Below are 24,551 nucleotides of genomic sequence, written 5' to 3'. Positions count from 1 at the left end.
CCGGGAATTTGGTTTTGACATATCTTGTTTCGACTGGAAAGGAGCAGGCAGCTTCAGGCGAAGCTGTATCTCATGAATGCAGCTCCGCCCCAGGCTGCTGGACCCAGCCTTTCCATAGTATAATGGAGTCAATCGGTTTTCATTTTCCTGAAGAATCGTGAGGTCTTTTATGCCAATCCGTGTGGTTATGCTTCTATTCTGCTGGATGATTTCCTTTCTGCCGGTTCTGGCAGAGGAGTTGCCGGTGAATCTGGAGGCTTCTTTCCCCTACAGCCTGAACGGGTCTGAATCCAGGCCTGCCAGTCCCGGGAGCCGGCAGCTTTTATTCATTTCCCTGGATCATTTCAACCGGCCTGCCGAACCGGTTTCCCTGACGGTCACTCTTCCTGAAGGCCTCAGGGCTTCTGCGGGGAAGGGCTGGACGGTAGATGAGGCGGGACAGATTCACATGGATTGGACGCTTCCGGCGGACTTTGGCAATGTGTTCGAAGTGATTCCCATTACTCTTTCCTCTTCCCTTCCTGAAGGAAGGGGCACTGTTTCCGTTTCCGTTACCGGCCCGGATTATGAACTTTCCAGAAATCTGGATTTCACAGTGAAAGAAACGGCACCGGAGGAAAAAGAAAAGGAAAAGAGGGAAGAGTCCTGGTATATACAGGGCGTGGTGCTTCCGGTGAATGAATCCGGCGAAACCGATGATCGCCTTTCCCCCAATACCATGGTGCTTCCTGATGTACAGCTGGAAAATATGAAACACCGTTTGACCGGTACGCCTCTGGACCGGAGCGCCCTGACAGCCAAACCGAGCACCTTCCTTCTTCTGGATATGAGAAATCCCCGGCGTGACGTGGGACAGATCCATTTCAAGGCGGAGCTGGTGGACCGGGGAAGCGGAGAGGTGAAGGAAGGGCTTCTTTCTGCATCCGGTGAGGAAGGGACGGTGCCGGACCATTCTTTTGCCACAGAAACCGATTTTTCTTTAAACGGCGGAAAAATGCAGACCGCCGTCATTCCTCTCTATGCCAATCCTTTTACCCTTTCCGAAGGGGACTATAACCTTCGTATCACCCTTTCTGACGGAGAAAGCCAAAAGATTACGGAACTTCCGCTGACGGTGGTGAAGAGCCGCAGCGTTGGTATGATTTCTACAGGCCTTTCCTGCTTTTCTCTTCTTCTGGTGCTTCTTTCCTTTGGAAAAATCAAAAAGACCATGATTTCCATCGGCGCCAGGGGAGACATTGCGGCGGCCCTGTTTGCAGCGCTGGCTTTTGGCGGCGTGGTGGTGCCGGTGACACTGGCTGGCGATTTCCTCCATGTGATTCTGGGACCCTTCTCTGGCCTGGTGACCGGACTTTTAAGCGGTGTGGTGCAGTACATGCTTCTCATGTCCCTGCTGGTCCTTTTCCGGCGCCCCGGGGTGACGGCTCTTTTCTTCCTGATCCGCTGGCTTCTTTCTGCTGTACTTTTCGGACGGGTCACACCGGTGGGAATCCTTCTGGCGGCCTTTTCCATTGTGGTCATCGAAGGAGCTCTTTATATCACCGGCTTTTACAGGAAGAAAACATTGACCTTGCCTTACGGCCTTTTTATTTCCCTGGTGCTGGGGCTGTGCGACGCGGGGATTACTTTTGTAAACATGCAGCAGCTTATGCTTTTCTACCGGCTTTATTATGCGGACTGGTTCATCGGTCTTTACATGGTGATTAACGGCCTTCTCTACAGCAGTCTGGGAAGTTTCCTGGGCTGGAAGACGGGGAGCCGCTTAAGGCAGGTGATGGGATCATGATACTGGATATCAAGGATTTCTCCTGCCGTTACCTTTCAAGAAAGAAGGAAACCATCAGCCATCTGGACCTGTCGTTGAACGAAGGAGAAATGGTGCTCCTGGCCGGACGGTCGGGATGTGGGAAATCCACCCTCATCAAGGCGGTGACAGGCCTTCTGGAGGATGCAGAAAAGAGGGGCGCCATGACGCTGTGCGGCAGGAATATTTTCAGCATGACTCCTGAAGATATCGGTCTTATAGCAGGCACTGTATACCAAACTCCGGACGACCAGCTCTTTGCCATGACTGTGGCAGACGAGACAGCCTTTGCCCTGGAAAACCGGGGAGAAGAGCCATCGGTGATCCGAAGGGAAGTGTCAAGGGCTCTAGAGAAGGTGGGCCTTTCGGGGATGGAAGACAGGAGCATTCATGCCCTTTCCGGAGGACAGCGGCAGCGGCTGGCCCTGGCATCCATCCTCGTTACCCATCCAAAGCTCCTCATTCTTGACGAGCCGGTAAGTCAGATGAATCCGGAGGGAGTGAAGGATTTTCTCGCCCTTCTACATAGTTTGAATGAAAAGGACCACATGACCATTCTCATGGTGGAACACCGGGTGAATGAGCTGGCTGCCCATTTTCCAAGGCTCTGCATTATGGACAGGGGGAAATTGGTGTATGACGGTCCTACAGAAAAGGCGTGGAATGAAATGGGGGATACCGAAGTGTACGGCATCCGGGAACCCCAGACGGTGAAGCTGGCCCGGCGCCTTCATCTGCCGAAGGCTTCCTCGGACAGGAAAGAGACGGTTATGGAAATCAAAAAGGCAGGAATTTCCTTTCGGCCCCATGTGGAACCGGCCCAGTCCAGCCCTTCAGGAGAAGTGATTCTGGAAGGGAAGGACATTCATTACACCTATCCAGGAGCAGCGGAGGAGACGCTGAAGGGGATTTCCTTTACCGTGAAAAAAGGGAGCATTACAGCTCTCATGGGCTTTAACGGCGCCGGCAAATCCACCCTTTTAAACCTTCTGGCCGGCCTCCTTTCCCCATCTTCCGGGGAAGTGCTTATCCATGGAAAGCCGGCGGAAAAGGAAAGGCACCATGTGGGATTCATGCGGCAGGAGGCGGATTTGATGCTGCTGACTGATTCGGTGGAAGAAGAACTGACCTGGAACAATAAGGACATGACAGAAGTGGAGCTGGACAAACTTCTCCATAAGCTCCATCTGGCCCACTACCGCCATGATTTTCCCCTGGCCCTTTCCAAGGGGCAGAGGCTGCGTGTGGTATTCGGCGCCCTTCTGGCCCGGAAGGATAATGACCTTCTCATTCTGGATGAGCCTACCACCGGACAGGACCAGAAGAGCCTTACGGATATCCGGGATATGCTGCGCCTGGCTGCAGGAGAGGGAAGAACCATTTTCCTCTGCACCCATGACATGGAGCTGGCGGCGGAGCTGGCAGAAAAAGTCTATGTACTGAAGGCAGGGCGTATCATCGCAGCGGGCAGCCCCCGCCGCTTGTTCAGCAGCCGGCAGCTCATGAAGGAAAGCGGCCTGTCCCTGCCGCCTATGATGGATGTATCGGAAGACCTTGCTATCGAACCCTGCGTAACCATAGAGGAGGTGATGGCCCATGTCATTCAGACAGACCTTTGAAGGAAGTGACAGGAAATCGGTGATTTCCGCCTTAGACGGCAGGACGAAGCTGTCCTTCCTTCTTCTCTACGCTTTCATGATGATTATTGTGGACAATGGGCGAAGCCTTTTCATCCTTTTCACCCTAACCCTTCTTTTTCATTTTTTAGGAAAAACGCCGGTGTACAAATGGAAAGTGCTTTCTATTTTTCTCCTGCTGGGTCTCTGGGGTTCTATTTCCAGCCAGGCCCTCTTTTTCAGCCAGAATCCAAGGACGCCTCTCATTATGCTCATTTCTCCCGGATTTCCCCTGCTAGGATCTTTGACCGGCGGTCTTTATATTTACCGGGAAGGCATTATTTACGGCGCTGTCCAGGGCATGCGCACGGCATCCATGATTTCCCTGGGACTCCTGGTGTGCTGGACCAGCGATCCCAGGGATCTTCTCAAAGGACTCACCGCCTGGCACTTATCGCCCCAGGCCTCCTTCATGCTGGTGACAGCCATCCGCTTCTTTCCCATTCTGGCGGCAGAAGCAGGGGAGGTCATGACGGCCCTGCAGCTTCGAAGCGGTTCTGAAAAGGGGAGGCATCAGGTGCTGCGGCACATTCCCTACATGATCAAACCCCTGCTGGCCCGCTGCCTTCGCCGGGCCCAGACCCTGTCTCTTTCCGTCACCAGCCGGGGCCTTTTCCTGGCCAAAGAAAGGAAGGGCCCGCCCTGGAAAGGAAGCGAAAAAGGGGTTTCCCTTCTGTTCCTCCTGTTTGTACTTTTCTGCGGTGCCTCCAAGGTGCTTTATATTCTTTCCCAAAAGGGGATTTACTTCGGTGCTCTGCGCATCATTTATGACTGGACGAAATGGTATCTATGAAACAGTGGAAAACGACAGGCCTGTTCTTTCTTCTCTTTGCTACCTGGCTCACTCTGTTCTGGGTGACCGGAAGCCGCACGCCCTGGCAGATGTTTACGCCCCACAATCAGGACGATGGCATTGTAGTGCCGCTGGGGGAAATGGCCGGAAGAAATTATGACCGCATGGGCTTTGAGGGAGGAGAAATCCGCTATGTACCTTCCGGTGGATGGCTGGTGGGTACGGCCAATGGGGAACTTCGCCTTCTATCCAAAGAGGGCGGGGAGAAATGGAGCCATCCCATAGGAAGCGGACTCATCCGCTCCCTCTCCCTTTCGCCTGACGGAAAAAGGGTGTATGTGGGAGAAAAAAGCCCCGACGGATACCTCTATGCCATGAACACCTCTTCCGGCGACATTCTCTGGAAATTCAAGGGTTTTGACGTCATCGGCGGCGAACCGGATATTCGGGCGGATCCCCAGACCATTCATATTTCCACCGACCGGGAAGGAAATATATATGCTGTCTTTTATCGCTTCACCATAACCGACAGTGGACAGCGGGGCTACCTGAGCCGGGTGGTTTCCTTCACCCCTTCAGGAGAAGAAAGATGGCGCTTTCCCAAAGACCATGCTATGGATGGCTGGGTGAACTGGGGCGAGATTTCAAAAGACGGCAGCTCCTTTGCCTTTGGAACCGCCAATTATGATAAATCCAAAATAGAAAATCTGGAGTATAATAAAAACATATATGTGCTGGATGGCAGAGATGGTACATTGCTTCACAGCACTGTCATAGACACAGCGCCCCATTTCGGATCGGTGACCATGAGAAACGGGCCGGTGTGGTCGGAAGAGGGAAATTATCTTTCCACCATCACCAGCGACGGCAGGGCCTTCCTCTTCGACAAAGAGGGCCATATCCTCTGGCAGCGCACTCTGGCGGAGCCTAAGGAAATGAACGGCACCTGGTTTTTCGCAGCCGGAAGGGATGCCCTTTTTGTGCCGGAAGGGGTGATCTTTGACACCATCAACACCTTCAGCCGGGATAACTGGCAGATGCCATCGCCGGTGATCCACCCCTCCAGCAACAGCCTCTTTTTCTTTGACCTTTCCGGCACCTTCCGCTGGAAATACAGTACCGGCGGTGAAATCGAAGCTCTCGATGAAGCCGGAGGAGTGGCAGCGCTAGCCGTGGGAAGAAATGTGAGAAATCACGATTATCAAGCCCACGGCGCCGAAGCAGTGAACCTTGCAGACGGCAGCCTCATCTGCCGCTTTCACACTGCCGGCCCCCTGCAGAACATAGCCATTTCCGATGATGGCAGTCTCATGGCAGGCATCGAAGTGCCGGCAGTAACGCCGGAAGGAAGCCTCCTTGGGGCGTACCGGCTTCATATATGGAAGATTGCGGAGCAGTCTTAGAACCGACCTTTTCGGGAGGAGAATGTTTATTCATGCCGCATGACGTAGGCCGCCGATTGGCGGTCAGGACCGCGATGGAGCATCCTATCAGTTCTCTGACCCGTACACCCTTTCCCGCTTCGCGGGACTTCCCCTCAAGGGGAAACGAGAAAATAGGTGGCACTGGATATTGTGTCACATATGACACAGACAGCCAATCCCGTAACGCTCCTTGCGTCCCCTTTAGGGGAAGAGGGCCACGAAGTGGCGAAGGGGTGGACGGTGGTAAGAATGATTATGATACTTAATGTGGACGTGACCGCCGAAGGCGGCATTATAAAACTCATTGCCCCCTCAAGGGGAAACGAGAGATATGAGGGAAAAAACAGCGAGTCATATACTTCACGTACCATTTCGGCGTTTTCCCTCTTTGGTGGCTGTCGCCACCACCTTGCCCTGTGGGAGGCATGTCATATGATACTGAAAGGTTAAACCCGTAACGCTGACATTATAAGTATTGCCGCAGAGCGGCAATCCGCAACCCTCGGCCCAAAGGGCCGTCAAACTTAAGAACCCTCCGGCCGCGAGGCCGGTCCATCCTAAGAACCTTCCCCTCTGAACCCTCACACCGAAGGTGTGTCCAATGAACCCTCTGAACCCGGGATGCTATGCGTCCCTATAAAGGAGATACTATGATTACACGTTTTATGAAATACTACAAACCCTATATGAAAATCCTGGTGTGGGTCATTATCGGCACCTTTGCCATGGCGGGACTGGACCTGATTTTCCCGATTGTGGTAAGGAATCTGATTAACCAGGTGCTGCCGGATAAGGATATGCACCGTCTCCTTTTGGGCTCGGCAGTGCTTCTGGTGCTCTACATCATCAATTTCATCATCCAGTTCCTGGTGCAGTACTACGGTCATGTGATGAGCGCCTCCATTGAGCACGATATGCGGCGGGATCTTTTTTCCCATATTGAAAAGCTGTCTTTCCATTATTTCGACAATGAAAAGACAGGGCAGCTTCTGTCCCGCATTACCAGCGATATTACGGAAATCAGCGAGCTCTCATTCCGCGGGCCCAATGATCTTCTTCTCTGCGGTGTCATCATGGCAGGCACGCTGGTGGTGATGCTGGTGATGAACTGGAAGCTGGCCCTTTTGATCGGTGCCCTGCTGGTGGCTAAAGCTGTGCACACTGTGAAAATTAACAGGCAGATGAAGGGGGCTTTCCGGAAGAATCGCCGCATGGCGGGGGAAGTGGCGGCCCGGGCGGAGGAAAGTCTTTCCGGTATCCGCCTTGTGAAGGCCTTTGCCCGGGAAGCCTTCGAGCTTTCCCGGTTTGAAGAAAAATCCATAGAACTTAGAAATACGAAATTCGCTTCCTACCGTCTGGTGGGCTATTTCTCTGGAAGTATCAATTTCTTTACCAATTTCATTAATGTCGTTGTCATCCTGGCCGGCGGCTGGATGATTACAAATGGGGAACTTCAGCTTTCTGATTTCGTAGCCTTCCTTCTGTATGTGAATATCTTCATGCGTCCCGTATTCCGCCTGACCATTCTGGCAGAGGTGTACCAGCGGGGCATGGCAGGGTTCCACCGCTTCGAGGAAATCATGCATACGGCGCCCTCTATTACAGACCCGCCCCATCCCTTGGCCCTGACCCATGTGAAGGGAGATATCGATTTCCATGACCTGTCTTTCGGCTATGAACCGGACCGGCTCATTCTTCACCATCTGAACTTTGCCATTCCTGCAGGAAAGACGGTGGCCTTCGTGGGGGAAACGGGGGCCGGCAAAAGCACACTGGTGAGCCTGCTCCTTCGCTTCTATGAACCTACGGAAGGGACCATTACCCTGGATGGGCATAACCTCAACGAATTTGCCCAGCAGGACCTTCGCCGCAAAATCGGTATTGTCCAGCAGGACGTATTCCTCTTCGGCGATACCATTGCTGAAAACATTGCCTATGGCAGGGAAGGGGCTTCCATGGATGAAATCCGGCAGGCTGCGAAACTGGCGGCGGCTGATGAATTTATCGAATCCCTGCCCAACGGCTATGACACCAAAGTAGGGGAAAGGGGCGTCAAACTCTCAGGCGGTCAGAAACAGCGCATCGCCATTGCCCGGGTGTTCCTCAAGAATCCTCCGGTAGTTATCTTCGACGAAGCTACCTCAGCTCTGGATACCCAGACTGAAAAAATGGTACAGGCCACCCTGGACGACCTGGCCAGAAACAGAACCACCATCATCATAGCCCACCGCCTCTCCACTGTGAGAAATGCGGACTGCATCTATGTCCTCGACCACGGACGCCTTCTGGAATCCGGCAATCATGAGGAATTAATTCGCAAAAAGGGCAAGTACTACGAGCTGTATGAAGCCCAGAAGAAAAAGAAAACCAGTGAAACAGAGGAATGAGGATGATAGGGGCTCTTCCATTGTCACCTTTGGGACGTTGAAAAGGTTCGCAGGTCCCCAAGCTGCCTTTAGGCCGCTGAGGAATGACGAAAAGGCGCTTCTTAACTGATAGAAGGCGCCTTTTCATATACCATTCCTGTCCAGTTCGCTAGTGCAAAATGTGTTCGTTGTGCACCGCTTCGCTCGGGGGGCCGCCGATTGGCGGTCAGGAAAATGATAGAGTGTCATATCTCTGCTCAGCCCCGTACACCCTTTTGCCACTACGTGGCATTTCCCCTCAAGGGGAAACGAGAGATATGAAGAGAAAAACAGGGCGTCATATACTTCAGGTACCATTCCGGTGCATCCCCCTTTGGTGGCTGGCGCCACCACCTTTCCCCCGCAAGCGGGGGCACTATAACCCGTGCTTACTGTAGAGCCGCTTATGAAGAGAGTGTTTCGCGGTGTTTTATTCTGCCCCCTGAATAGGGGGAAGTCCGGCGAAGCCGGAAAGGGGGAGGCGAACGTAGTGAGCCAATCACCAGAATGCTTATCATGCTCTATGACACAGAAAAGCAAATCCCGTAACGCTGACTTTATACGCATTGCCCGTAAGGGCAATCCACAACCCTTTGAACCTTATGAACCTTCTGAACCCTTTAAACCCTCACGCCGTAGGCGTGTCCAAGGGCGCAGCCCGGATAGGGGGTGGCGAGCGCAGCGAGCCAGTCAGCAGAATGGTTATTTTGCCATATGATGCAGATAGGTTAATCCGTAACGCTGACTTTAAAAATTGCGGCGTCAGCCGCCACCACCACCCTCTGAACCTTTTGAACCCTGTGAACCTTCTGAACCCGGGCCACAGAGTGGCCCCCTGGGCCCATCAATCCTAAGAACCTTTTTCCGCAACCCTTCTACACAACCTGCCGCCGTCAGGCGGCCACAACCCTCGGAGCTTCAGCACAAAAAAACCGGTCATAGACCAGTCTTTTTTATTTTATTTTTCATCAGCCAGCAGTTTTTTCAGATACTCCCGGAACTGGGGTCCCAGGTCCGGGCGGCGGAGGGCAAATTCTACAGTGGCTTTCAGGTAGCCCAGTTTATTTCCTGTGTCGTACCGTTTGCCTGTAAAGTTATAGGCGTAGACACTGCCGTTTCTGGCCATGACGCGGAGGGCATCGGTGAGCTGGATTTCTCCGCCTTTACCGGGCTTTGTCTGTTCCAGCACTTCGAATACGTCCGGTGTGATGACATAGCGGCCCAGAGCTGCGAAGCGGCTGGGGGCTTCTTCCATGGAAGGCTTTTCAATCATATCTTTTACCTTGAGCAGGTTCGGATCGTCTGTCGGTTTTCCATCAACAATGCCGTAGGAGGAAACCATTTCAGGACGCACGACCTGGCAGCCGATGATGGTGCCGCCGGTTTTTTCGTACTGGTCCATGAGCTGGCGCAGGGCTGGTTCGCCATTGGCATTGTATACCACATCGTCCCCCAGGATGACGCCGAAGGGTTCGCCATCGATGAAATCTTTGGCGCAGTGTATGGCATCTCCCAGTCCTCTCATATACTGCTGGCGGGTGTAGTGGATTTTCACGGAAGCCACTTTCCGTACTTCCCGGAGAAGATCCATTTTGCCCGATTCGTAAAGGTGCTGTTCCAGTTCCGGGGAGGAATCGAAATGGTCTTCAATGGCTCTTTTGGCATGGCCGGAAATAATGAGGATCTGTTCAATGCCGCTGGCCCTGATTTCTTCAACGATATACTGGATGGTCGGTTTATCTACAATAGGAAGCATTTCCTTGGGCATGGCCTTTGTTTCCGGAAGGAAACGGGTGCCGAAGCCTGCTGCAGGAATGACTGCTTTTCTGATTTTCTGCATATATTTCTCCTTTGTTTGTTATGAGTGCTGCTTGATTGTCTTACCGCTTGGGGCAGTCTCGCCTTTGTGCGTATCACCGATCAGGGGGATGCCACCCTCTGAACCCTTTGAACCCTCAGCGCTGAAGGCGCTGTCACTTATATCCGTAGGGATGTTCCTTATGCCATTTCCAGGCGGAGGCGATGATTTCTTCTGTGGTGGAATGGGTGGGGTGCCAGCCCAGGGTTTCTCTGCATTTTTTAGAGGAAGCGATGAGGATGGCAGGGTCGCCGCTGCGGCGTGCTTCTTCGGTGACTTTGAAGTCGATGCCTGTCACTTTTTTAGCGGTTTCAATGATTTCACGGACGCTGAATCCCTTTTCGCTGCCCAGGTTGAAGTAGGTGCTGTTTCCGCCTTCTGCCAGGTATTTCATGGCCAGCACATGGGCGTCGGCCAGGTCCAGTACATGGATGTAATCCCGGATGCAGGTGCCGTCGGGGGTGGGGTAGTCGGTGCCGTAGATGGCAATGTGGTCGCGGACACCCTGGGCTGTCTTCAGGATGAGGGGAATGAGATGGGACTCAGGATTGTGGTCTTCTCCGATGGAGCCGTCCAGAGCGGCGCCGGCGGCATTGAAGTAGCGCAGGGCTACATAGTGAAGGCCGTAGGCATTGGTGAAGTCCCTCATCATGTTTTCAATGACCAGTTTCGTGCGGCCGTATACGTTGGTGGGGTTATGGGGAAAATCTTCCTCTATGGGTGTTTTTTCCGGTTCCCCGTACACGGCAGCCGTGGAGGAGAAAACGATTTTGTCTACTCCTGCCTTCTTCATGCCAAGAAGGAGATGAAGAGTGCCTTCCACGTTGTTGGTGTAGTACTTGGCCGGATCCACCATGGATTCGCCCACCAGGGAATAGGCAGCGAAATGGATGACTCCCTGAATGTCATATTTCTTCAGGGTATCCGCAACAAAATCTATATCATGAATGTCCCCTTTCACCAGTACCGTTCCTTCCGGAACCGATTCTGCATGACCGGTGGACAGATTGTCAAAAACAACAGGTGTGAAGCGGCGGGAAGACAGAAGGGCTCTCACGGTGTGGGAACCGATGTATCCGGCACCGCCGGTGACTAAAATGTTCATGGTTTGCCTCCTTATAAAATAAGTTATTAACAGTATACCATACGCGGAGGCGAAATGGGCCTCGGGGCTGGCGTCTTTTCTTTCTTTCGGGATCCGGTCTTTCGCGCCCTTCTATGAAATATGATAAAATGAATAAAAACAGGAATGGGGTGAGTCCCATTTTTTTCATACAGGAGGAACAGGATGAAAAAGGTGATTTTTGATGTGGATGGGGTGCTCCTTTCGGAGGAAAGGTATTTTGATGTATCCGCCCTCACGGTGTGGGAGCTGCTTTACAGCAAGGATTATATGGGCCTTCCCCTGGAGGGGGAGGATTTTGATGCCCGCCATGTGACAGAAGGACAGATTGCTTCCTGCCGGAGCCGGGTGTGGGGACAGGACCGGCTTCTTGCATTTCTGAAGGCCCATGGCATCAATTCCAACTGGGACATGGTGCACTGCTGGCTCATTACGGCGCTCTGGCTGATGGCGCTGACCTATGAGAAACGGTCCGGCGGGGAGAAGGTATGTCTTACGCTGGAAAAGCCCTCGGACATGAAGGAAGCGGGTCTTGCCCTCATGGGACTGCCGGTGCCGGAAGCGGAAGAGATCCTGGCAAAGTGGGAGGCTGTGATTCCACCGGACCTGGAAGGGGAGGACGTGGTGACCTGCCTTTATAAGGCCATGGCCGGTGATTTTGGAAATGGCTCGGACTGGGCACTTCTTCGTTCTCCTTTCTGGACCATCCACACCGAAGCCTTTCAGGCCTGGTATCTGGGAGACGATACTTTTATTTCCCTTCTTCACCATGTGCCATACAGCGGCGGCAAAGAGGGGTTCCTGTCCCGGGAGGTGCCTCTGGCGCCGGCGGAGGCTATCCGCTCCCTTTTCATCAGGCTCAAGGAAAAAGGATTTGCCATTGCAGTGGCCACAGGAAGGGCCCGGGAGGAAATGGAAATTCCTTTCAGGCTTTTCCACTGGTATGAGGAATTTGATCCCCTGTACCTGGCTACTGCCTCGGACGCTGTGGAGGCAGCAGGCCTGTTCCACTGCCCTGTGCCCGACAAGCCGGCGCCCTTTATTTTCAGCTGCGCCCTCTTCGGCAGGAAAAGAGAAAATTATGAAGCCTATCTGAAGGAAGAAATGAAACCGGCTGCGGGCGATGAAGTCTACGTCTGCGGCGATTCCTACTCCGACGTGCTGGGAAGCCGGAGAGCGGGCACGAAATTCATCGGCATTCTGACCGGACTGGAAGGGAAAAAGGAAGCCGCCCTCTTTGAAAGGGAAAAAGTGCCCTATGTGGATCGGATTACGGAAATTGAGAAGGTCATTGACACGCCTTCGGTGTAAAGGTTGATGGGCCTTCGGGCGTGAGGGTTGACGGCCCTTTGGGCCGAAGGTTCTAAAGGGGCTTAAGTTTGACACGGCCTCTGGCCGCGAGGGTTGTGGTGGCGCCTGCGGCGCAATATAAAGAAAACCTTTAAAACCGTACAACCGCCCTTCGAGCGAGGAAAAAGAGGCACCAAGAGGGAAAAAAGCCACCAGAAGTGGATAACTCACCGCCATGTTTAGGGTGACGAAAGCGTAAGGAAGATATTCCCGTAACGTTGACTTTTTACTCATCGCCCTCAAGGGCGATACCACAACCCTCAGCCCGAAAGGGCTGTCAAACCTAAGAACCTTTCCCCCCGAACCTTCCGGCCACAGGCCGGTCAAACTTCAGAACCCTCTGCAAAAGGGGCGCGGAAAGCCGTGCCCCTTTTGCAGTCTTAAGGCAGTCATGGTAGAATAATCATAAGTCCGGTACGGTCCGGCAGGGAGGCATGTATGGCAGGATTCTTTCCCCATGTAGAGGGGCAGGAGAAGGTACAGAAAGAGATTAAACGGCTTTTGGAAGAAGACCGGCTGCCCCATACCCTGATTTTCTATGGAGATGAGGGGCTGGGGAAGACTACGGCGGCCCTGGATCTTTCAGGAATCCTGACGGGGAAGGCAGAGAAGCTCATGAATGAGCTGGCTGAGCTTTCCGAAGAAGAGCGGCAGAAGACGCCTGTTCTCACCCTGGCCGATGAACAGGTATGGTACCTCCATCCCGTGGGTATGGAGCTTAAAATCGAGCAGTTCAGGACCTTCCTTTCCGCCATGGCTTCTTTTGACGAGAAATCCCATGTGTGCATCATCGATGAGGCCCAGACCATGATGGACCCTGTGGCCAATGCCCTGCTGAAAACGCTGGAGGAACCGGAAGGAAATGTTCATTTCATCCTGATCACCCACGACCTGGATGCCCTGCTGCCCACCATTATTTCCAGGGGGGAGCGGTTCGGATTCCTGCCTTTGTCGGAAACCGACTATGATTCCTTTATCCATCGCAGGACAGACATCCATTTTCCCAGAGGCATGGATGAAAAGATACTCTTTCAGCTGTCCGAGGGCAATCCGGGCATTACGCTGGAAGTCTGCGATGAGGGTGGCAGCGCCCAGCCCGAAAGCGCCATGGATTTCTGGGAAACGGTGACAGGAAGCGACAGGCCCTTTTCCACCCTCTCATCCATGGAGTTTAAGGAACGGAAGGATTTTCTGAAAATGCTCCGCTGGATTCTGCTGGTGGGCCGGGATATCTATGTGCTGGCGGAAACGGGAAATCCTGCATCCCTTCGCTGCGTCACTGTGGCGGCAAGGGAGAAACGGATAGCTCCCTTCTGGCAGGGCGAAAAAGGAGAAGAGGCACTGCTGGCGCTGAAGACGGCGGAAACGGCAGTGGCTCGTTATATTAATATAAAGAATATTTGGGATATGATTCTCATTACATTGGAACATATACAGAAAGGCGAAAAAGAATGGATCAGGTAATCGGCGTCCGTTTTAAGCCGGCAGGTAAAATTTATTATTTCGATTCCAATCATCTCGATATCCATCTGGATGACGGGGTGATTGTGGAAACGTCCCGGGGACTGGAGTACGGCAGCGTGGTGATCATACCCAGGCACCCGGTGCTTGATGAAGATGCTCCTTTAAAGCCGGCCATCCGCAAGGCCACCATGAAAGATATGGCCCAGCTGGAACGAAACAGGGAAAGGGAGAAGTCGGCCTTTGATATCTGTCTGAAGAAGATTGAAAAGTTCAAAGTACCTATGAAGCTTCTCCGGGCAGAATATACTTTTGACAGAAATAAAATCGTTTTCTTTTTTACCTCCGATGGCAGGGTGGATTTCCGGGAACTGGTGAAGGAACTGGCTGCCGTCTTCCATACCCGCATCGAACTGCGGCAGGTAGGGGTGAGGGATGAAGCCAAGCAGGTGTCCGGCATCGGTTCCTGCGGAAGACCTCTCTGCTGCGCCACCTTCCTTGGCGATTTCGCCCCCGTTTCCATTAAAATGGCCAAGAACCAGGGGCTGTCCCTGAACCCCACCAAGATTTCCGGCGTCTGCGGCAGACTCATGTGCTGCCTGCGCTTTGAAAATGACATGTACGAGGGAGACAACCGGAAGAGACGATGCTGCGCCATGCAGGGGAAAGGACCCCGCTTCCGGGTGGGCATGAAGGTCATGACCGACGAAGGCAGCGGCCAGGTGCTCTATGTGAACAGCCAGAAACATACAGTGAAAGTACAGCTGGACGGGCAGAAGACGAAAACTCTGTCCTGGGACGCTGTGGAACAGGAAGAAAATGAGTGATTGGAAATTAAAAGAAGGAGAGAGGCTGGACGACCTGGTGCGGGATGGCATGAAACTCATCCAGCGGCCGGACCAGTTCTGCTTCTCCATCGATTCCGTGCTCCTGGCCCATTATCCCGCCATCAAGGGAAAAGATAAAATCTGCGACCTGGGCACCGGCACCGGCGTCATCGCCCTTCTCATGTCTGCCCTGGGCGGCAGGGACATTACGGCCCTGGAAGTGAATCCCATCATGGCGGATCTGGCAGAACGAAACGTGAAAGGAAACGGGAAGGAATCGGTGATTCACGTGGTGCCCTGCGACTACCGGAAGGTGAAGGACTATTTCCCCTCCGGTTCTTTTTCTCTGGTGGTGGTGAACCCGCCCTATCGGGAAGTGGGAAGCGGTAAAATGAGCGAAAGCCGGGGAGTGGCCAGTGCCAGCTACGAACTGAATGCCACGCTGGAAGAAGTATTTTATACAAGCCGCTACCTTTTGAAATACGGCGGCCGTCTGGCCATGGTGCATCGGGCAGACCGTACGGCGGATCTCATTTTCCTGGGAAGAAAGTACGGCATGGAGCCCAAGCGCCTCCGTTTCATCTATGCAAGAAAAGGCCATCATGCGGTGCGGGTACTTCTGGAATGGAAGTATGGAGGCCATCCGGAAATGGCAGTGGAACCGCCGCTTCTCATTCATAACAGCGATGGATCCTATACAAAGGAAATACTGGAAATATACGGGAAGGAAGACATATGAACGAAGTGAAACCGGGCACCCTCTACCTGGTGCCCACACCCATAGGAAATCTGGCAGACATTACGGAGAGGGCGGTGGACGTGCTGAAGGAGGCGGATATTATCGCCTGCGAAGACACCCGCCATACCCGGATCCTCCTGGATCACCTCTCCATAGGGGGCCACGTGGTGTCCTACCATGAACATAACAAAAAAGAAGCGGGCCCAAAAATCATAGACCTGCTGAAGGAAGGAAAATCGGTGGCCCAGGTCAGCGATGCCGGCATGCCTGTCATTTCCGACCCCGGTGCGGACTTGGTGCGCCTGGCCATCGAAGCGGGCATCCCCATCGTTCCCCTTCCCGGTCCCAACGCTGCCTTAACCGCCCTCGTGGCCTCCGGCCTCGACGCCCGGCAGTTTGCCTTCATCGGCTTTTTGCCGAAAATCACGGCTAAGAGAAAGAAACTCCTCCAGGACATGAGCCGTGTCCCGGTGACCCTCATATTCTATGAAGCGCCTCACCGCATCAAAGAAACCCTGGACACCCTGATGAAAGCTCTGGGTGACAGAAAAGCCGTCACCGCCAGGGAACTGACAAAGAAATTTGAAACCTTCGAAAGAGGTACACTCTCCTCCATCCGAAGCCACATGGACGAAGAAGACCCCAGAGGAGAATACGTCATTCTTGTAGAAGGCTGGAACCAGGATATGGAAGAAAAAGAAGGAGAAAAAACCTCCTGGCAGGACGAAGCACTGGAACTGGCCAAAACACTGCCCTTAAAAGAAGCAGCCCGGCAGGCCGCAGGAAAATACCACCTCTCCAGGAGAGAAGTGTATCAATTTCTCCTCTCCTCCCGTTCCTGAGTGCCTTCCTGCTCGGGCTTGAGGGTTCTAAAGTTTGACGGGGCTATCGCCCCGAGGGTTCTTAAGTTTGACAGCGGCTTTGCCGCTGAGGGTTGTGGTGGGCGCCTTTAAATTATAGAAGGCGCCCTCTTATGAAAAAAACATTTACAACCGCCCTGCGGGCGAGGAAATGCAATCCCCCTTTGGTGGCTGGCGCCTTATGGACAAGCCCCTTTGGGGCTTGAGGGTTGACGGCCCGCTGGGCCGAAGGTTCTTAAGGGGCTTAAGTTTGACGCGCCTCTGGCGTGCACAGCGAACATGATTTGAAGGAGCAAAGCGACGCACAAATCATAGTGAGTCGTTTCCCCTTTAGGGGCGAGGGTTGCTGTAGGGCGCCTATGAATTGATAGAAGGCGCCAGTTTGTATAAAACCATATAACCGCCCTGGCGGGCGTTGGAAATGCACCCCTTTTGGTGGCTGGCGCCACCACCTTCCCCCCGGCGGGGGGACTTTATTCTTCGCTATGCGTTAGCTTTATTCTGCCCCTGTGCACATCCTGCATAGGATGTGCAAGTCGGTCAAAGTAGGCCCTTAGCCTGCCCATAAAAGGGCCTTCCTTTCGATTGACCGACCGAACTGCGGGGGGAGTCCGGTGCAGCCCGGATAGGGGGTGTATCTGCCGAAGGCAGATAATTCAGCAGAATGTCAATCAAGCCCTATGATACCGAAAAGCCAATCCCGTAACGCTGACTTCATAAGCATTGCCCGAAGGGCAATCCGCAACCCTCGGCCCGAAGGGCCGTCAAACTTACGAACCCTCCGGCCCATAGGGCCGATCCATCTTAAGAACCCTCCCTCATAACGCTGACTTTATAAGCATTGCCGCAGAGCGGCAATCCACAACCCTCGGCCCGAAGGGCCGTCAAACTTAAGAACCTTAAGAACCTTCGGGGCGAAGCCCCGTCAACCCTCACGCCGCAGGCGTGTCCACGGGCGAAGCCTCGTCAACCCTTATACTGAAGGCGTGTCCATAATTTTCCCGTCATTATCTGTTTATTCTGCTGTTCTGTGTTATAATTAAGAATATTGCAGTCTAAAGAGGAATATTCTTTTTAAATACAATGCAGGAGGCCTTTTTTATGAGTGAAAAACCAGCATATTATATTACCACCCCCATTTACTATCCCAGTGCGAAGCTGCATATCGGACATACCTACTGTACGTCCATTGCCGACAGCATGGCCCGGTTCAAACGGCTTGACGGCTATGATGTGTTCTTTCTGACCGGCAGCGACGAACATGGCCAGAAAATCGAGCAGAAAGCGGAGGAAGCAGGGGTTACGCCGATCCAGTATGTGGATAAGATTGTAGCCCTTTTCAAGCAGCTCTGGAAAGAACTGAATATTTCCAACGATGATTTCATCCGTACCACTGAAGAACGTCATAAGAAAGTGGTACAGATGCTTTTCCAGCGGGCCTATGACAAGGGAGACATTTACCTTGGCAAGTACGAAGGCTGGTACTGCATTCCTGATGAAACCTTCTGGCCGGAAAACAAACTGACACCGGACCATGTATGCCCGGACTGCGGCCGTCCTCTGCAGCGGGTAAGCGAGGATGCCTATTTCTTCAAAATGTCCAAGTATGCAGACCGCTGGATGAAATATATCGAAGAACATCCCGATTTCATTCAGCCCGAGTCCCGCAGAAACGAAATGATCCAGTTCGTGAAGAGCGGCCTGGAGGACCTCTGCGTGTCCCGCACCAGCTTTACCTGGGGCATTCCGGTGCCTTTCGACCCCAAACACGTGGTATACGTATGGTTCGATGCCCTGGTCAACTACCTGACCGCTGCCGGCATTGTGGACAATCCGGAAAAATTCAAGAAATTCTGGCCTGCTGATGTCCATCTGGTGGGGAAGGAAATCGTCCGCTTCCATACCATTATCTGGCCCATTATGCTGATGAGCCTGGGCATTGAACTGCCGAAGAAGGTTTATGGCCACGGCTGGCTCATTGTGGACGGCGAAAAAATGTCCAAGTCCCGGGGCAACGTGATCGATCCCATTCCGCTGCTTCGCGAATTCGGCTCCGATGCCATCCGCTACTACCTCTTAAACGATATCCAGCTGGGACAGGACGGCAACTTCAGCCGGGACCGTCTCATTGCCCGCATTAACTCCGACCTTTCCAACGACCTGGGCAACCTGCTCTACCGCACCCTGTCCATGGTGGACAAGTACAACGGCGGCGTTCTCCATAAAGGCGATGCCTCTTCAGATCCCGTCATCGATAAAGCTTCCAGAGAAGTGGAAGCCAATGCGGCAGCAGCCCTTTCCGCTTTCAGAAACGGCATGGACAACTGGAAGATCAATGATGCCATCAAGGCCGTATGGACCTATATCCGCTCCCTGAACAAGTATATCGACGTTACCATGCCCTGGGCTCTGGGCAAAGATCCCGCAAAGAAGGATCTCCTGAATGCGGTGCTCTACCACCTCTGCGAAGGCCTGCGCTTTGTATCCCTCCTTTCCGAACCGGTGATTCCTATTGCCGCTGAAAAAATCTGGAACCAGCTGGGGCTTGCCGATTTCAAGAATGCCTGCTACAAAGATCTGGTATGGGGCGGTATTCCCGACGGCACCATGACCCATAAGGGAGACCAGATTTTCCCGCGCATTGAAATCGAAGAGGAAGAAGAAACAAAACCAGCTGCCAAAGAAAAGAAGGCAGAAGTTGAAAACCCGATTTCCATTGACGATTTCTTCAAAACAGACCTTCGGGTAGCTGAAATCCTGACGGCAGAAAAAGTCAAGAAATCCAAGAAACTCATCAAAATGACCGTCAGCCTGGGCGGCGATGATGTGAGAACCGTGGTGAGCGGTATTTCCGAATACTACAAGCCCGAAGACCTCATCGGAAAACATGTCATCTTCGTTTCCAATCTGAAACCGGCCAAACTGATGGGCATCGAATCCCAGGGCATGATCCTGGCAGCCTCCAAAGATGGAGCGCTCAAGGTGCCCTTCGTGGATATGCCTGCCGGCAGCAAGGTCAAATAATGAAACCCTTCGACACCCATGCCCACCTTTACGACAAAGCCTTCGACCGGGACCGGGATGAAGTCCTTTCCCGCACCCTGGAGGCGGTGAGCTTCGTGGTGATTCCCTCTGAAAACTATGAAACCGGCCTGAAAGCCCTTCATCTGGCAGAAACTTATAGCCCTGTCTATGCAGCCCTGGGCATTCATCCCCACGAAACAAAGAATGCCGACGAAGAAACACTGAAGAAAATAGGGGACCTGGCGGAATCATCGCCTAAAGTCAAAGCCATCGGCGAAATCGGCCTGGACTACCACTTCTTCTACAGCGATAAGGAAACCCAGAAAAAATGGTTTGGCCGTCAGATAGAACTGGCCAAAGACCTGGACCTTCCCTTCCTGATCCATGACAGGGAAGCCCACGGCGACACCTTTTCCATACTGAAAGAGCACAGAAGCAGCCGCATGAGAGGTATTATGCACTGCTTCTCCGGCAGCCTGGAAACGGCGGAAGAAATGATGAAACTGGGATTCTATATCTCCTTCGCCGGTCCCCTGGTTTTCCCGAAGAGCCGCCGTCTCAAAGAAGCGGCCCGGGACATCCCCCTGGACCACCTCCTTATAGAAACCGACAGCCCTTACCTGACACCGCCTCCCCATAGAGGAGAACGCAACGAACCGGCCAATGTCATCTTCGTGGCCCGGGAAATCGCAAGACTCAAGGGACTGACCGTGGAAAAAGTAGTGGAAGAAACAAGAAAAAACGGACTTCGCATCTATGGGATAGAATAAAAAACGGCCATTCGGCCGTTTTTTATTGACACGCTCTGGCGGGCGTGTGGATTCTTAGGTTTGACGGGGCTTCGGGCCCATCAATCTTAAGAACCCTTACGCCAAAGGCGTATCCATATGGTATAGTATAATCATAGAGAATCACCGAAAGGAGATATACCATGACATTTATACCCATCGACAGGAGCCGCTGGGACAGGGAGGAATATTTCTCCTACTTCTCTCATGAAGTGCCCTGCCTCTACAGCATGACCCTGAATCTGGACGTAACGCCTGTGATGAAGCGCAAAGAGAGACCCTATCCCGCCATGCTCTATTTCCTTTCGGTGGTGGAAAACCGCCATAAACGCTACCGCATCAGCTTTAACGAGAAAGGGGAGCTGGGGTACTATGATGTGGTACACCCAAGCTACACCATTTTCCACAAGGATGACCACACCTTCTCCAGCCTGTGGACAGAGTACAGTGAAACCTATGATGACTTCCTTGCCTCCTACGAGGCCGACGAGGCCCGTTACGGAAAAGTGAAAGGCCTCTTCGGGAAACCTGACCGGCCGGCCAACCTTTTCCCCGTGTCTGTCATTCCCTGGGTGCCCTTCCAATCCCTCCATCTCAGCTTTCCCAAAACTCCCGGAAACTTCTTCCCCATGTACACCATGGGCCGGCTCCACCGGAAGAGAAGCCATTACTACATGCCCCTGGCCCTGGAAGTGAATCATGCCGTATGTGACGGCTACCATGCCGGCCGTATTTTCAAAGAAGTACAATCCCTCATCAACGGGTGGAGGTAGGAAAATGGAAAGACAAGAACTGATAGAACTTCTGGAAGACAAAGGACTCCTCTCCGGAGAAGACAGCTTCACCATAGTCAGCGGCAGGGAAGCCGCTTCCATTCCCCTTCATATGGACCATCTGCTCATCCTTCGGGACTGCTGCCCGGAAGAGGGAAAAATCCTTGTCAAAAGGCTTCTTGCGGCCTATGAAGAAGATGCTTCCCTCATTATCCTTGGAGAGGGAAATATCCTTCGTGTAACCGCCAGGGAAATGGAAACCCGCCGGCCTTCATGGCCGGAAACCATCCTCTTCGACAGCCGGAAAGCCAAAGTTCGGGATGCATCTCCCTATGACCTCACCGCCCTGGACAATACGGTGCACCGCCTTCTGGCCCCCGGAGGCTGCCCCTGGGACCGCTCCCAGACCCATGAGACCCTGCGCACCTATTTCATCCAGGAAGTCTATGAAGTTATCGATGCCATCGACCGGAAAGACATGGACAACCTGAAAGAAGAACTGGGGGACGTGCTCTTTCAGATCCTCTTCCACGCGGCGCTGGCGGAAAAAGAAGGCTTCTTCACCATGCAGGACGTGGCAGACGGCGTGAAAGACAAAATGGTGCGCCGCCATCCCTTCGTCTTTGACAAAACAGGCAAAGACAGCACCCTTTCGGCACCCCGGGAGTGGGAAAAACGTAAAAGAATTGAAAAAAACAGGAAATATCTGCTTTCCGGCGTGCCCAAAGGCTTGCCAAGTCTGCTTTTAACGTGTATAATTCAAAAGAAAGTTAGTTCCAACGGGCTTCAGAACCTCTTATTCCCTGAAGACCTTCCGGCGGACATGAAACAAAAGATTTCCCAATTTCTGGAAGATGACCGTGAAATGGACAGGGAAAAGAAAGCAGGCGCTTTCCTCTTCCACCTGGTCCATTATCTGCAGGAAAAAGGAATCGAGCCGGAACTGGCTTTGCACCGCTCTGATACAGCATTCATGAGCCGGCTTCATTCGTTTGAAGACTTCGTCATGCAGGAGGGAAAGAACCTTTCTGACATGAGCCCGGAAGAAACCCTGCAGCGGTGGAAAGACTTCATGGCACAAAAACCTTCCCATTGGAACTAAAGGCGGTTCAACCGTCAATTATTAAAGGAGGATGTTTAGTTATGAACAAAACAGAACTCATCGCAGCAGTAGCCCAGGAAGCAGAAATGACAAAGAAAGATGCTGAAAAGGCTGTCAAAGCAGTCCTTGATGTAGTATCGGGCGCCCTCGTAAAGGGAGACAAAGTACAGCTCATCGGCTTCGGTACCTTTGAAGTCCGTCAGCGCAAAGCCCGTGTAGGCCACAACCCCTCCACCCAGGCTGAAATCAAGATCCCCGCATCCAAGACCCCGGCATTCCGCGTTTCCAAACAGCTGAAAGAAAAAGTCAACGTAAAGAAAGCAAAAGCTAAAAAAGCAAAGAAATAATCGGTATACCAAATAAAAACCTCCCTTCGGGGAGGCTTTTTATTTGCTGAAATAGGGAAAGCATGATTGAAAAGAATAGCACTTCCGCTATCCATATGTTTTTATGATACATTCCTTAAACTCATTGACGGATAGCTTCGTTTGCTTTTACAATAGGGGGGAATAGGAATTGGCAGATAACTATCAATGTTTATTTCACAGCTTATGTCCGGTACTTAACTAACCGGAATTAATCAGAATGCTATTTATTACCTTTTCTTTTATTTTCTGAATATTGTTTTAAACGAATGGGAGCACCTTATGGAGAAGACATCATTCGGTCGTGTTGGAGAAAAATTGGCCAGACAGTATTTAGAACAAAAAGGATATCATTTTTTGGATAGCAATTTCAGAACAGCCCATAGTGAAATTGACCTGATTATGAATGATGGTGGTACACTGGTCTTCGTAGAAGTGAAAAGCCGTCATAATCGCAGGTATGGAGAACCGGTGGAGGCGGTGAATCCTGCAAAGCAGAGGCATATTCGCCTGGGAGCCAGAGCATATGTAATGAAACGGAGGATAGAGGACACACATATTCGTTTTGATGTTGTAGAGGTTATGGTATCTCGGGAAGGGGAAACCAAATTCCGCCATACAAGAAATGCATTTTAATATTTTATTTTCTTGGAGGGATTCATATGTATGCTAAGGTACTGGGAACAACGACCTTTGGCCTGAATGGTCATGTCATCGGCGTGGAAGTAGATATTAATAAAGCCTTTCCTGCTTTCGATATTGTGGGCCTTCCGGCAGCTTCTATCAAGGAGTCTAAAGAACGAGTTCATTCGGCCATACGTAATTCGGGATATCATTTTCCGGTAGATAAGGTGACTGTGAATTTAGCACCGGCAGATTTAAAGAAAGACGGGTCTGGTTTGGATCTGCCTATTGCCATGGGTCTTCTGGCCGCCAGCGGTGAAGTACCGCTTGAATGTTTTCAAAATACTATTTTCATTGGGGAATTATCGCTGAAGGGTGAAATTCGCCCAGTACCGGGGATTCTGTCCATGGTTTTAGCAGGGAAGGAAGCAGGAGTATCCCGTTTCTTTATGGCGCCTTCGGTGACGAATGAAGCTCTTCTATGTGAGAATATTGAGGTGTATGGGCCAGAAACATTACGAGAACTGATTGAGTTTTTGACTGGTCACCATCCCATGGCTCCGGCAGTACGTCATGAATCGGAGCGCCCTCCTGTCAGTGATGTGGATTTTGCGGAAGTGCAGGGACAGGTTATGGCTAAGAGGGCCATGGAAATAGCAGCTGCCGGTGCCCATAATGTGCTTATGACAGGGCCGCCCGGATCAGGCAAGACTATGCTTGCCCGACGCATAACGACCATTCTCCCGCCAATGACCAGGGAAGAAGCGCTGGAAGTGACGAAGATATACAGTGTGGCTGGGCTCTTTAAAGCGCAAGATATTATGAGAGAGAGACCTTTCAGAAGCCCTCATCATACAATCTCTATGGCAGGACTCATTGGCGGCGGAACCATTCCCCGCCCTGGCGAAGTGACTTTGTCTCACAGGGGTGTACTTTTCCTGGATGAACTTCCTGAATTTCCACGTTCTGTGTTGGAGGTGCTTCGGCAGCCTTTGGAGGACAGGGAAGTCCATATTTCCAGGGTTAATGCATCCTTTACCTATCCTGCTGATTTTATTCTTATTGCCGCCATGAATCCCTGCCCCTGCGGTTATCTGGGAGATCCGGATCATCCCTGCACCTGCACTGATGGCGAAATCAGAAGTTATGGAAGAAAAATATCCGGTCCTCTTTTGGATCGTATTGATCTTCATGTTTCCGTGCAGCGGCCTAAGTACAGCGAATTAACAGCTACGATAAAAGGGGAAGCTTCAGCAGATATTGCAAAAAGGGTGGAAGAAGCCCGCCGCGTGCAGGCAGAAAGACTTGCTCCCTGGCACATGCAGAATAATGCGCAAATGGGACATCGACAGTTGAAAGAAACTTGTCACCTGGATAAGGATGGCACGGAAATGCTTCGGGAAGTATTTGAAAAGCTCCATCTTTCTGCCAGAAGTTATGACAGGATTATCAAAGTAGCCCGTACAGTGGCTGACCTGGATGGAAAAGCCGGTATTGAAGCTTCTCATGTGGCAGAAGCTATCAGCTATAGAAATATGATTCCTCGGAGGTAACC

19 protein-coding genes are annotated in these 24,551 nt (G+C 52.2%); 17 read left to right on the top strand and 2 right to left on the bottom strand.

All coding sequences use genetic code 11. The features are described 5' to 3' along the window. Nucleotides 1-169 precede the first annotated feature (169 nt). From NW747_RS09385 to NW747_RS09365, 5 genes are all read left to right on the top strand, one after another. Nucleotides 170-1,786: a hypothetical protein gene (locus NW747_RS09385; protein ID WP_273187126.1), complete on the top strand. Its 1,617-nt coding sequence runs from the start codon at nucleotides 170-172 to the stop codon at nucleotides 1,784-1,786. After that, the gene (locus NW747_RS09380) at nucleotides 1,783-3,423 is read left to right on the top strand and encodes an ABC transporter ATP-binding protein (RefSeq protein ID WP_273187123.1); all 1,641 of its coding nucleotides are present in this window, start codon (nucleotides 1,783-1,785) and stop codon (nucleotides 3,421-3,423) included. The genes NW747_RS09385 and NW747_RS09380 overlap by 4 nt, the downstream gene beginning before the upstream one ends. Further along, nucleotides 3,401-4,273 carry an energy-coupling factor transporter transmembrane component T family protein gene (locus NW747_RS09375; RefSeq protein WP_273094544.1) on the top strand — a complete coding sequence of 291 codons (873 nt, stop codon included), beginning with the start codon at nucleotides 3,401-3,403 and terminating at the stop codon, nucleotides 4,271-4,273. The genes NW747_RS09380 and NW747_RS09375 overlap by 23 nt, the downstream gene beginning before the upstream one ends. Further along, nucleotides 4,270-5,676, top strand: a complete 1,407-nt coding sequence (locus NW747_RS09370; protein WP_273187121.1) for a WD40 repeat domain-containing protein — start codon at nucleotides 4,270-4,272, stop codon at nucleotides 5,674-5,676. Before NW747_RS09375 ends, NW747_RS09370 begins: the two co-directional genes overlap by 4 nt. 671 nt (nucleotides 5,677-6,347) lie before the next feature. Beyond that, nucleotides 6,348-8,084 (top strand): ABC transporter ATP-binding protein, encoded by a 1,737-nt coding sequence (locus NW747_RS09365; protein ID WP_273187118.1) that lies wholly within the window; start codon nucleotides 6,348-6,350, stop codon nucleotides 8,082-8,084. 976 nt (nucleotides 8,085-9,060) lie between these two features. On the opposite strand, the gene galU is transcribed toward NW747_RS09365, so the two are convergent. Both galU and galE read right to left on the bottom strand, forming a co-directional pair. Further along, nucleotides 9,061-9,942, bottom strand: a complete 882-nt coding sequence (gene galU / locus NW747_RS09360) for a UTP--glucose-1-phosphate uridylyltransferase GalU (protein WP_273187115.1) — start codon at nucleotides 9,940-9,942, stop codon at nucleotides 9,061-9,063. Nucleotides 9,943-10,075: 133 nt separating this feature from the next. Beyond that, the gene (galE, locus tag NW747_RS09355) at nucleotides 10,076-11,065 is read right to left on the bottom strand and encodes a UDP-glucose 4-epimerase GalE (RefSeq protein ID WP_273187112.1); all 990 of its coding nucleotides are present in this window, start codon (nucleotides 11,063-11,065) and stop codon (nucleotides 10,076-10,078) included. Between the two features lie 183 nt (nucleotides 11,066-11,248). Here galE and NW747_RS09350 point away from each other — a divergent pair, with 183 nt between their 5' ends. From NW747_RS09350 to NW747_RS09295, 12 genes are all read left to right on the top strand, one after another. Beyond that, a complete protein-coding gene (locus NW747_RS09350) occupies nucleotides 11,249-12,394 on the top strand; it encodes an HAD family hydrolase (protein WP_273187109.1) in 1,146 nt (381 codons plus the stop codon). A 477-nt stretch (nucleotides 12,395-12,871) separates the two neighbouring features. Then, nucleotides 12,872-13,897: an AAA family ATPase gene (locus NW747_RS09345; RefSeq protein WP_273187107.1), complete on the top strand. Its 1,026-nt coding sequence runs from the start codon at nucleotides 12,872-12,874 to the stop codon at nucleotides 13,895-13,897. Continuing rightward, nucleotides 13,885-14,721 carry a PSP1 domain-containing protein gene (locus tag NW747_RS09340; RefSeq protein WP_008858860.1) on the top strand — a complete coding sequence of 279 codons (837 nt, stop codon included), beginning with the start codon at nucleotides 13,885-13,887 and terminating at the stop codon, nucleotides 14,719-14,721. The genes NW747_RS09345 and NW747_RS09340 overlap by 13 nt, the downstream gene beginning before the upstream one ends. Beyond that, on the top strand, nucleotides 14,714-15,460 hold the full coding sequence (locus tag NW747_RS09335) for a tRNA1(Val) (adenine(37)-N6)-methyltransferase (protein ID WP_273187104.1): 747 nt from the start codon (nucleotides 14,714-14,716) through the stop codon (nucleotides 15,458-15,460). Before NW747_RS09340 ends, NW747_RS09335 begins: the two co-directional genes overlap by 8 nt. Then, the gene (rsmI, locus tag NW747_RS09330; protein WP_273187101.1) at nucleotides 15,457-16,302 is read left to right on the top strand and encodes a 16S rRNA (cytidine(1402)-2'-O)-methyltransferase; all 846 of its coding nucleotides are present in this window, start codon (nucleotides 15,457-15,459) and stop codon (nucleotides 16,300-16,302) included. The genes NW747_RS09335 and rsmI overlap by 4 nt, the downstream gene beginning before the upstream one ends. 1,119 nt (nucleotides 16,303-17,421) lie before the next feature. Continuing rightward, entirely contained in the window at nucleotides 17,422-19,344 is a 1,923-nt protein-coding gene (metG, locus tag NW747_RS09325; RefSeq protein ID WP_273187099.1) for a methionine--tRNA ligase, read from the top strand. Continuing rightward, nucleotides 19,344-20,114: a TatD family hydrolase gene (locus tag NW747_RS09320; protein WP_273187097.1), complete on the top strand. Its 771-nt coding sequence runs from the start codon at nucleotides 19,344-19,346 to the stop codon at nucleotides 20,112-20,114. The genes metG and NW747_RS09320 overlap by 1 nt, the downstream gene beginning before the upstream one ends. 161 nt (nucleotides 20,115-20,275) lie before the next feature. Beyond that, complete coding sequence (locus tag NW747_RS09315; RefSeq protein ID WP_273187094.1) at nucleotides 20,276-20,905, top strand: chloramphenicol acetyltransferase; 630 nt, start codon at nucleotides 20,276-20,278, stop codon at nucleotides 20,903-20,905. Nucleotides 20,906-20,909: 4 nt separating this feature from the next. Further along, entirely contained in the window at nucleotides 20,910-22,007 is a 1,098-nt protein-coding gene (gene mazG, locus NW747_RS09310; RefSeq protein ID WP_273187092.1) for a nucleoside triphosphate pyrophosphohydrolase, read from the top strand. Between the two features lie 41 nt (nucleotides 22,008-22,048). Then, nucleotides 22,049-22,354 (top strand): HU family DNA-binding protein, encoded by a 306-nt coding sequence (locus NW747_RS09305; RefSeq protein ID WP_273096853.1) that lies wholly within the window; start codon nucleotides 22,049-22,051, stop codon nucleotides 22,352-22,354. A gap of 300 nt (nucleotides 22,355-22,654) precedes the next feature. After that, nucleotides 22,655-23,008, top strand: coding sequence for a YraN family protein (locus NW747_RS09300; protein ID WP_273187089.1), 354 nt, complete (start codon nucleotides 22,655-22,657; stop codon nucleotides 23,006-23,008). A 26-nt stretch (nucleotides 23,009-23,034) separates the two neighbouring features. After that, nucleotides 23,035-24,549: a YifB family Mg chelatase-like AAA ATPase gene (locus NW747_RS09295; RefSeq protein WP_273187086.1), complete on the top strand. Its 1,515-nt coding sequence runs from the start codon at nucleotides 23,035-23,037 to the stop codon at nucleotides 24,547-24,549. The last annotated feature ends 2 nt before the right edge of the window (nucleotides 24,550-24,551 follow it).

It is taken from the genome of Dialister succinatiphilus, assembly GCF_928721695.1.
Lineage (GTDB): Bacteria > Bacillota > Negativicutes > Veillonellales > Dialisteraceae > Dialister > Dialister succinatiphilus.
Note: the sequence above shows the minus strand (reverse complement) of the source record. Positions and strands in the feature narration are given on the sequence as shown.

Bases quoted from the DNA above. Each gene is read 5' to 3' on its own strand.
- NW747_RS09385 (WP_273187126.1), top strand. From the start codon at position 170: ATGCCAATCCGTGTGGTTATGCTTCTATTCTGCTGGATGATTTCCTTT.
- NW747_RS09380 (WP_273187123.1), top strand. From the start codon at position 1,783: ATGATACTGGATATCAAGGATTTCTCCTGCCGTTACCTTTCAAGAAAG.
- NW747_RS09375 (WP_273094544.1), top strand. From the start codon at position 3,401: ATGTCATTCAGACAGACCTTTGAAGGAAGTGACAGGAAATCGGTGATT.
- NW747_RS09370 (WP_273187121.1), top strand. From the start codon at position 4,270: ATGAAACAGTGGAAAACGACAGGCCTGTTCTTTCTTCTCTTTGCTACC.
- NW747_RS09365 (WP_273187118.1), top strand. From the start codon at position 6,348: ATGATTACACGTTTTATGAAATACTACAAACCCTATATGAAAATCCTG.
- galU (WP_273187115.1), bottom strand. From the start codon at position 9,942: ATGCAGAAAATCAGAAAAGCAGTCATTCCTGCAGCAGGCTTCGGCACC.
- galE (WP_273187112.1), bottom strand. From the start codon at position 11,065: ATGAACATTTTAGTCACCGGCGGTGCCGGATACATCGGTTCCCACACC.
- NW747_RS09350 (WP_273187109.1), top strand. From the start codon at position 11,249: ATGAAAAAGGTGATTTTTGATGTGGATGGGGTGCTCCTTTCGGAGGAA.
- NW747_RS09345 (WP_273187107.1), top strand. From the start codon at position 12,872: ATGGCAGGATTCTTTCCCCATGTAGAGGGGCAGGAGAAGGTACAGAAA.
- NW747_RS09340 (WP_008858860.1), top strand. From the start codon at position 13,885: ATGGATCAGGTAATCGGCGTCCGTTTTAAGCCGGCAGGTAAAATTTAT.
- NW747_RS09335 (WP_273187104.1), top strand. From the start codon at position 14,714: ATGAGTGATTGGAAATTAAAAGAAGGAGAGAGGCTGGACGACCTGGTG.
- rsmI (WP_273187101.1), top strand. From the start codon at position 15,457: ATGAACGAAGTGAAACCGGGCACCCTCTACCTGGTGCCCACACCCATA.
- metG (WP_273187099.1), top strand. From the start codon at position 17,422: ATGAGTGAAAAACCAGCATATTATATTACCACCCCCATTTACTATCCC.
- NW747_RS09320 (WP_273187097.1), top strand. From the start codon at position 19,344: ATGAAACCCTTCGACACCCATGCCCACCTTTACGACAAAGCCTTCGAC.
- NW747_RS09315 (WP_273187094.1), top strand. From the start codon at position 20,276: ATGACATTTATACCCATCGACAGGAGCCGCTGGGACAGGGAGGAATAT.
- mazG (WP_273187092.1), top strand. From the start codon at position 20,910: ATGGAAAGACAAGAACTGATAGAACTTCTGGAAGACAAAGGACTCCTC.
- NW747_RS09305 (WP_273096853.1), top strand. From the start codon at position 22,049: ATGAACAAAACAGAACTCATCGCAGCAGTAGCCCAGGAAGCAGAAATG.
- NW747_RS09300 (WP_273187089.1), top strand. From the start codon at position 22,655: ATGGAGAAGACATCATTCGGTCGTGTTGGAGAAAAATTGGCCAGACAG.
- NW747_RS09295 (WP_273187086.1), top strand. From the start codon at position 23,035: ATGTATGCTAAGGTACTGGGAACAACGACCTTTGGCCTGAATGGTCAT.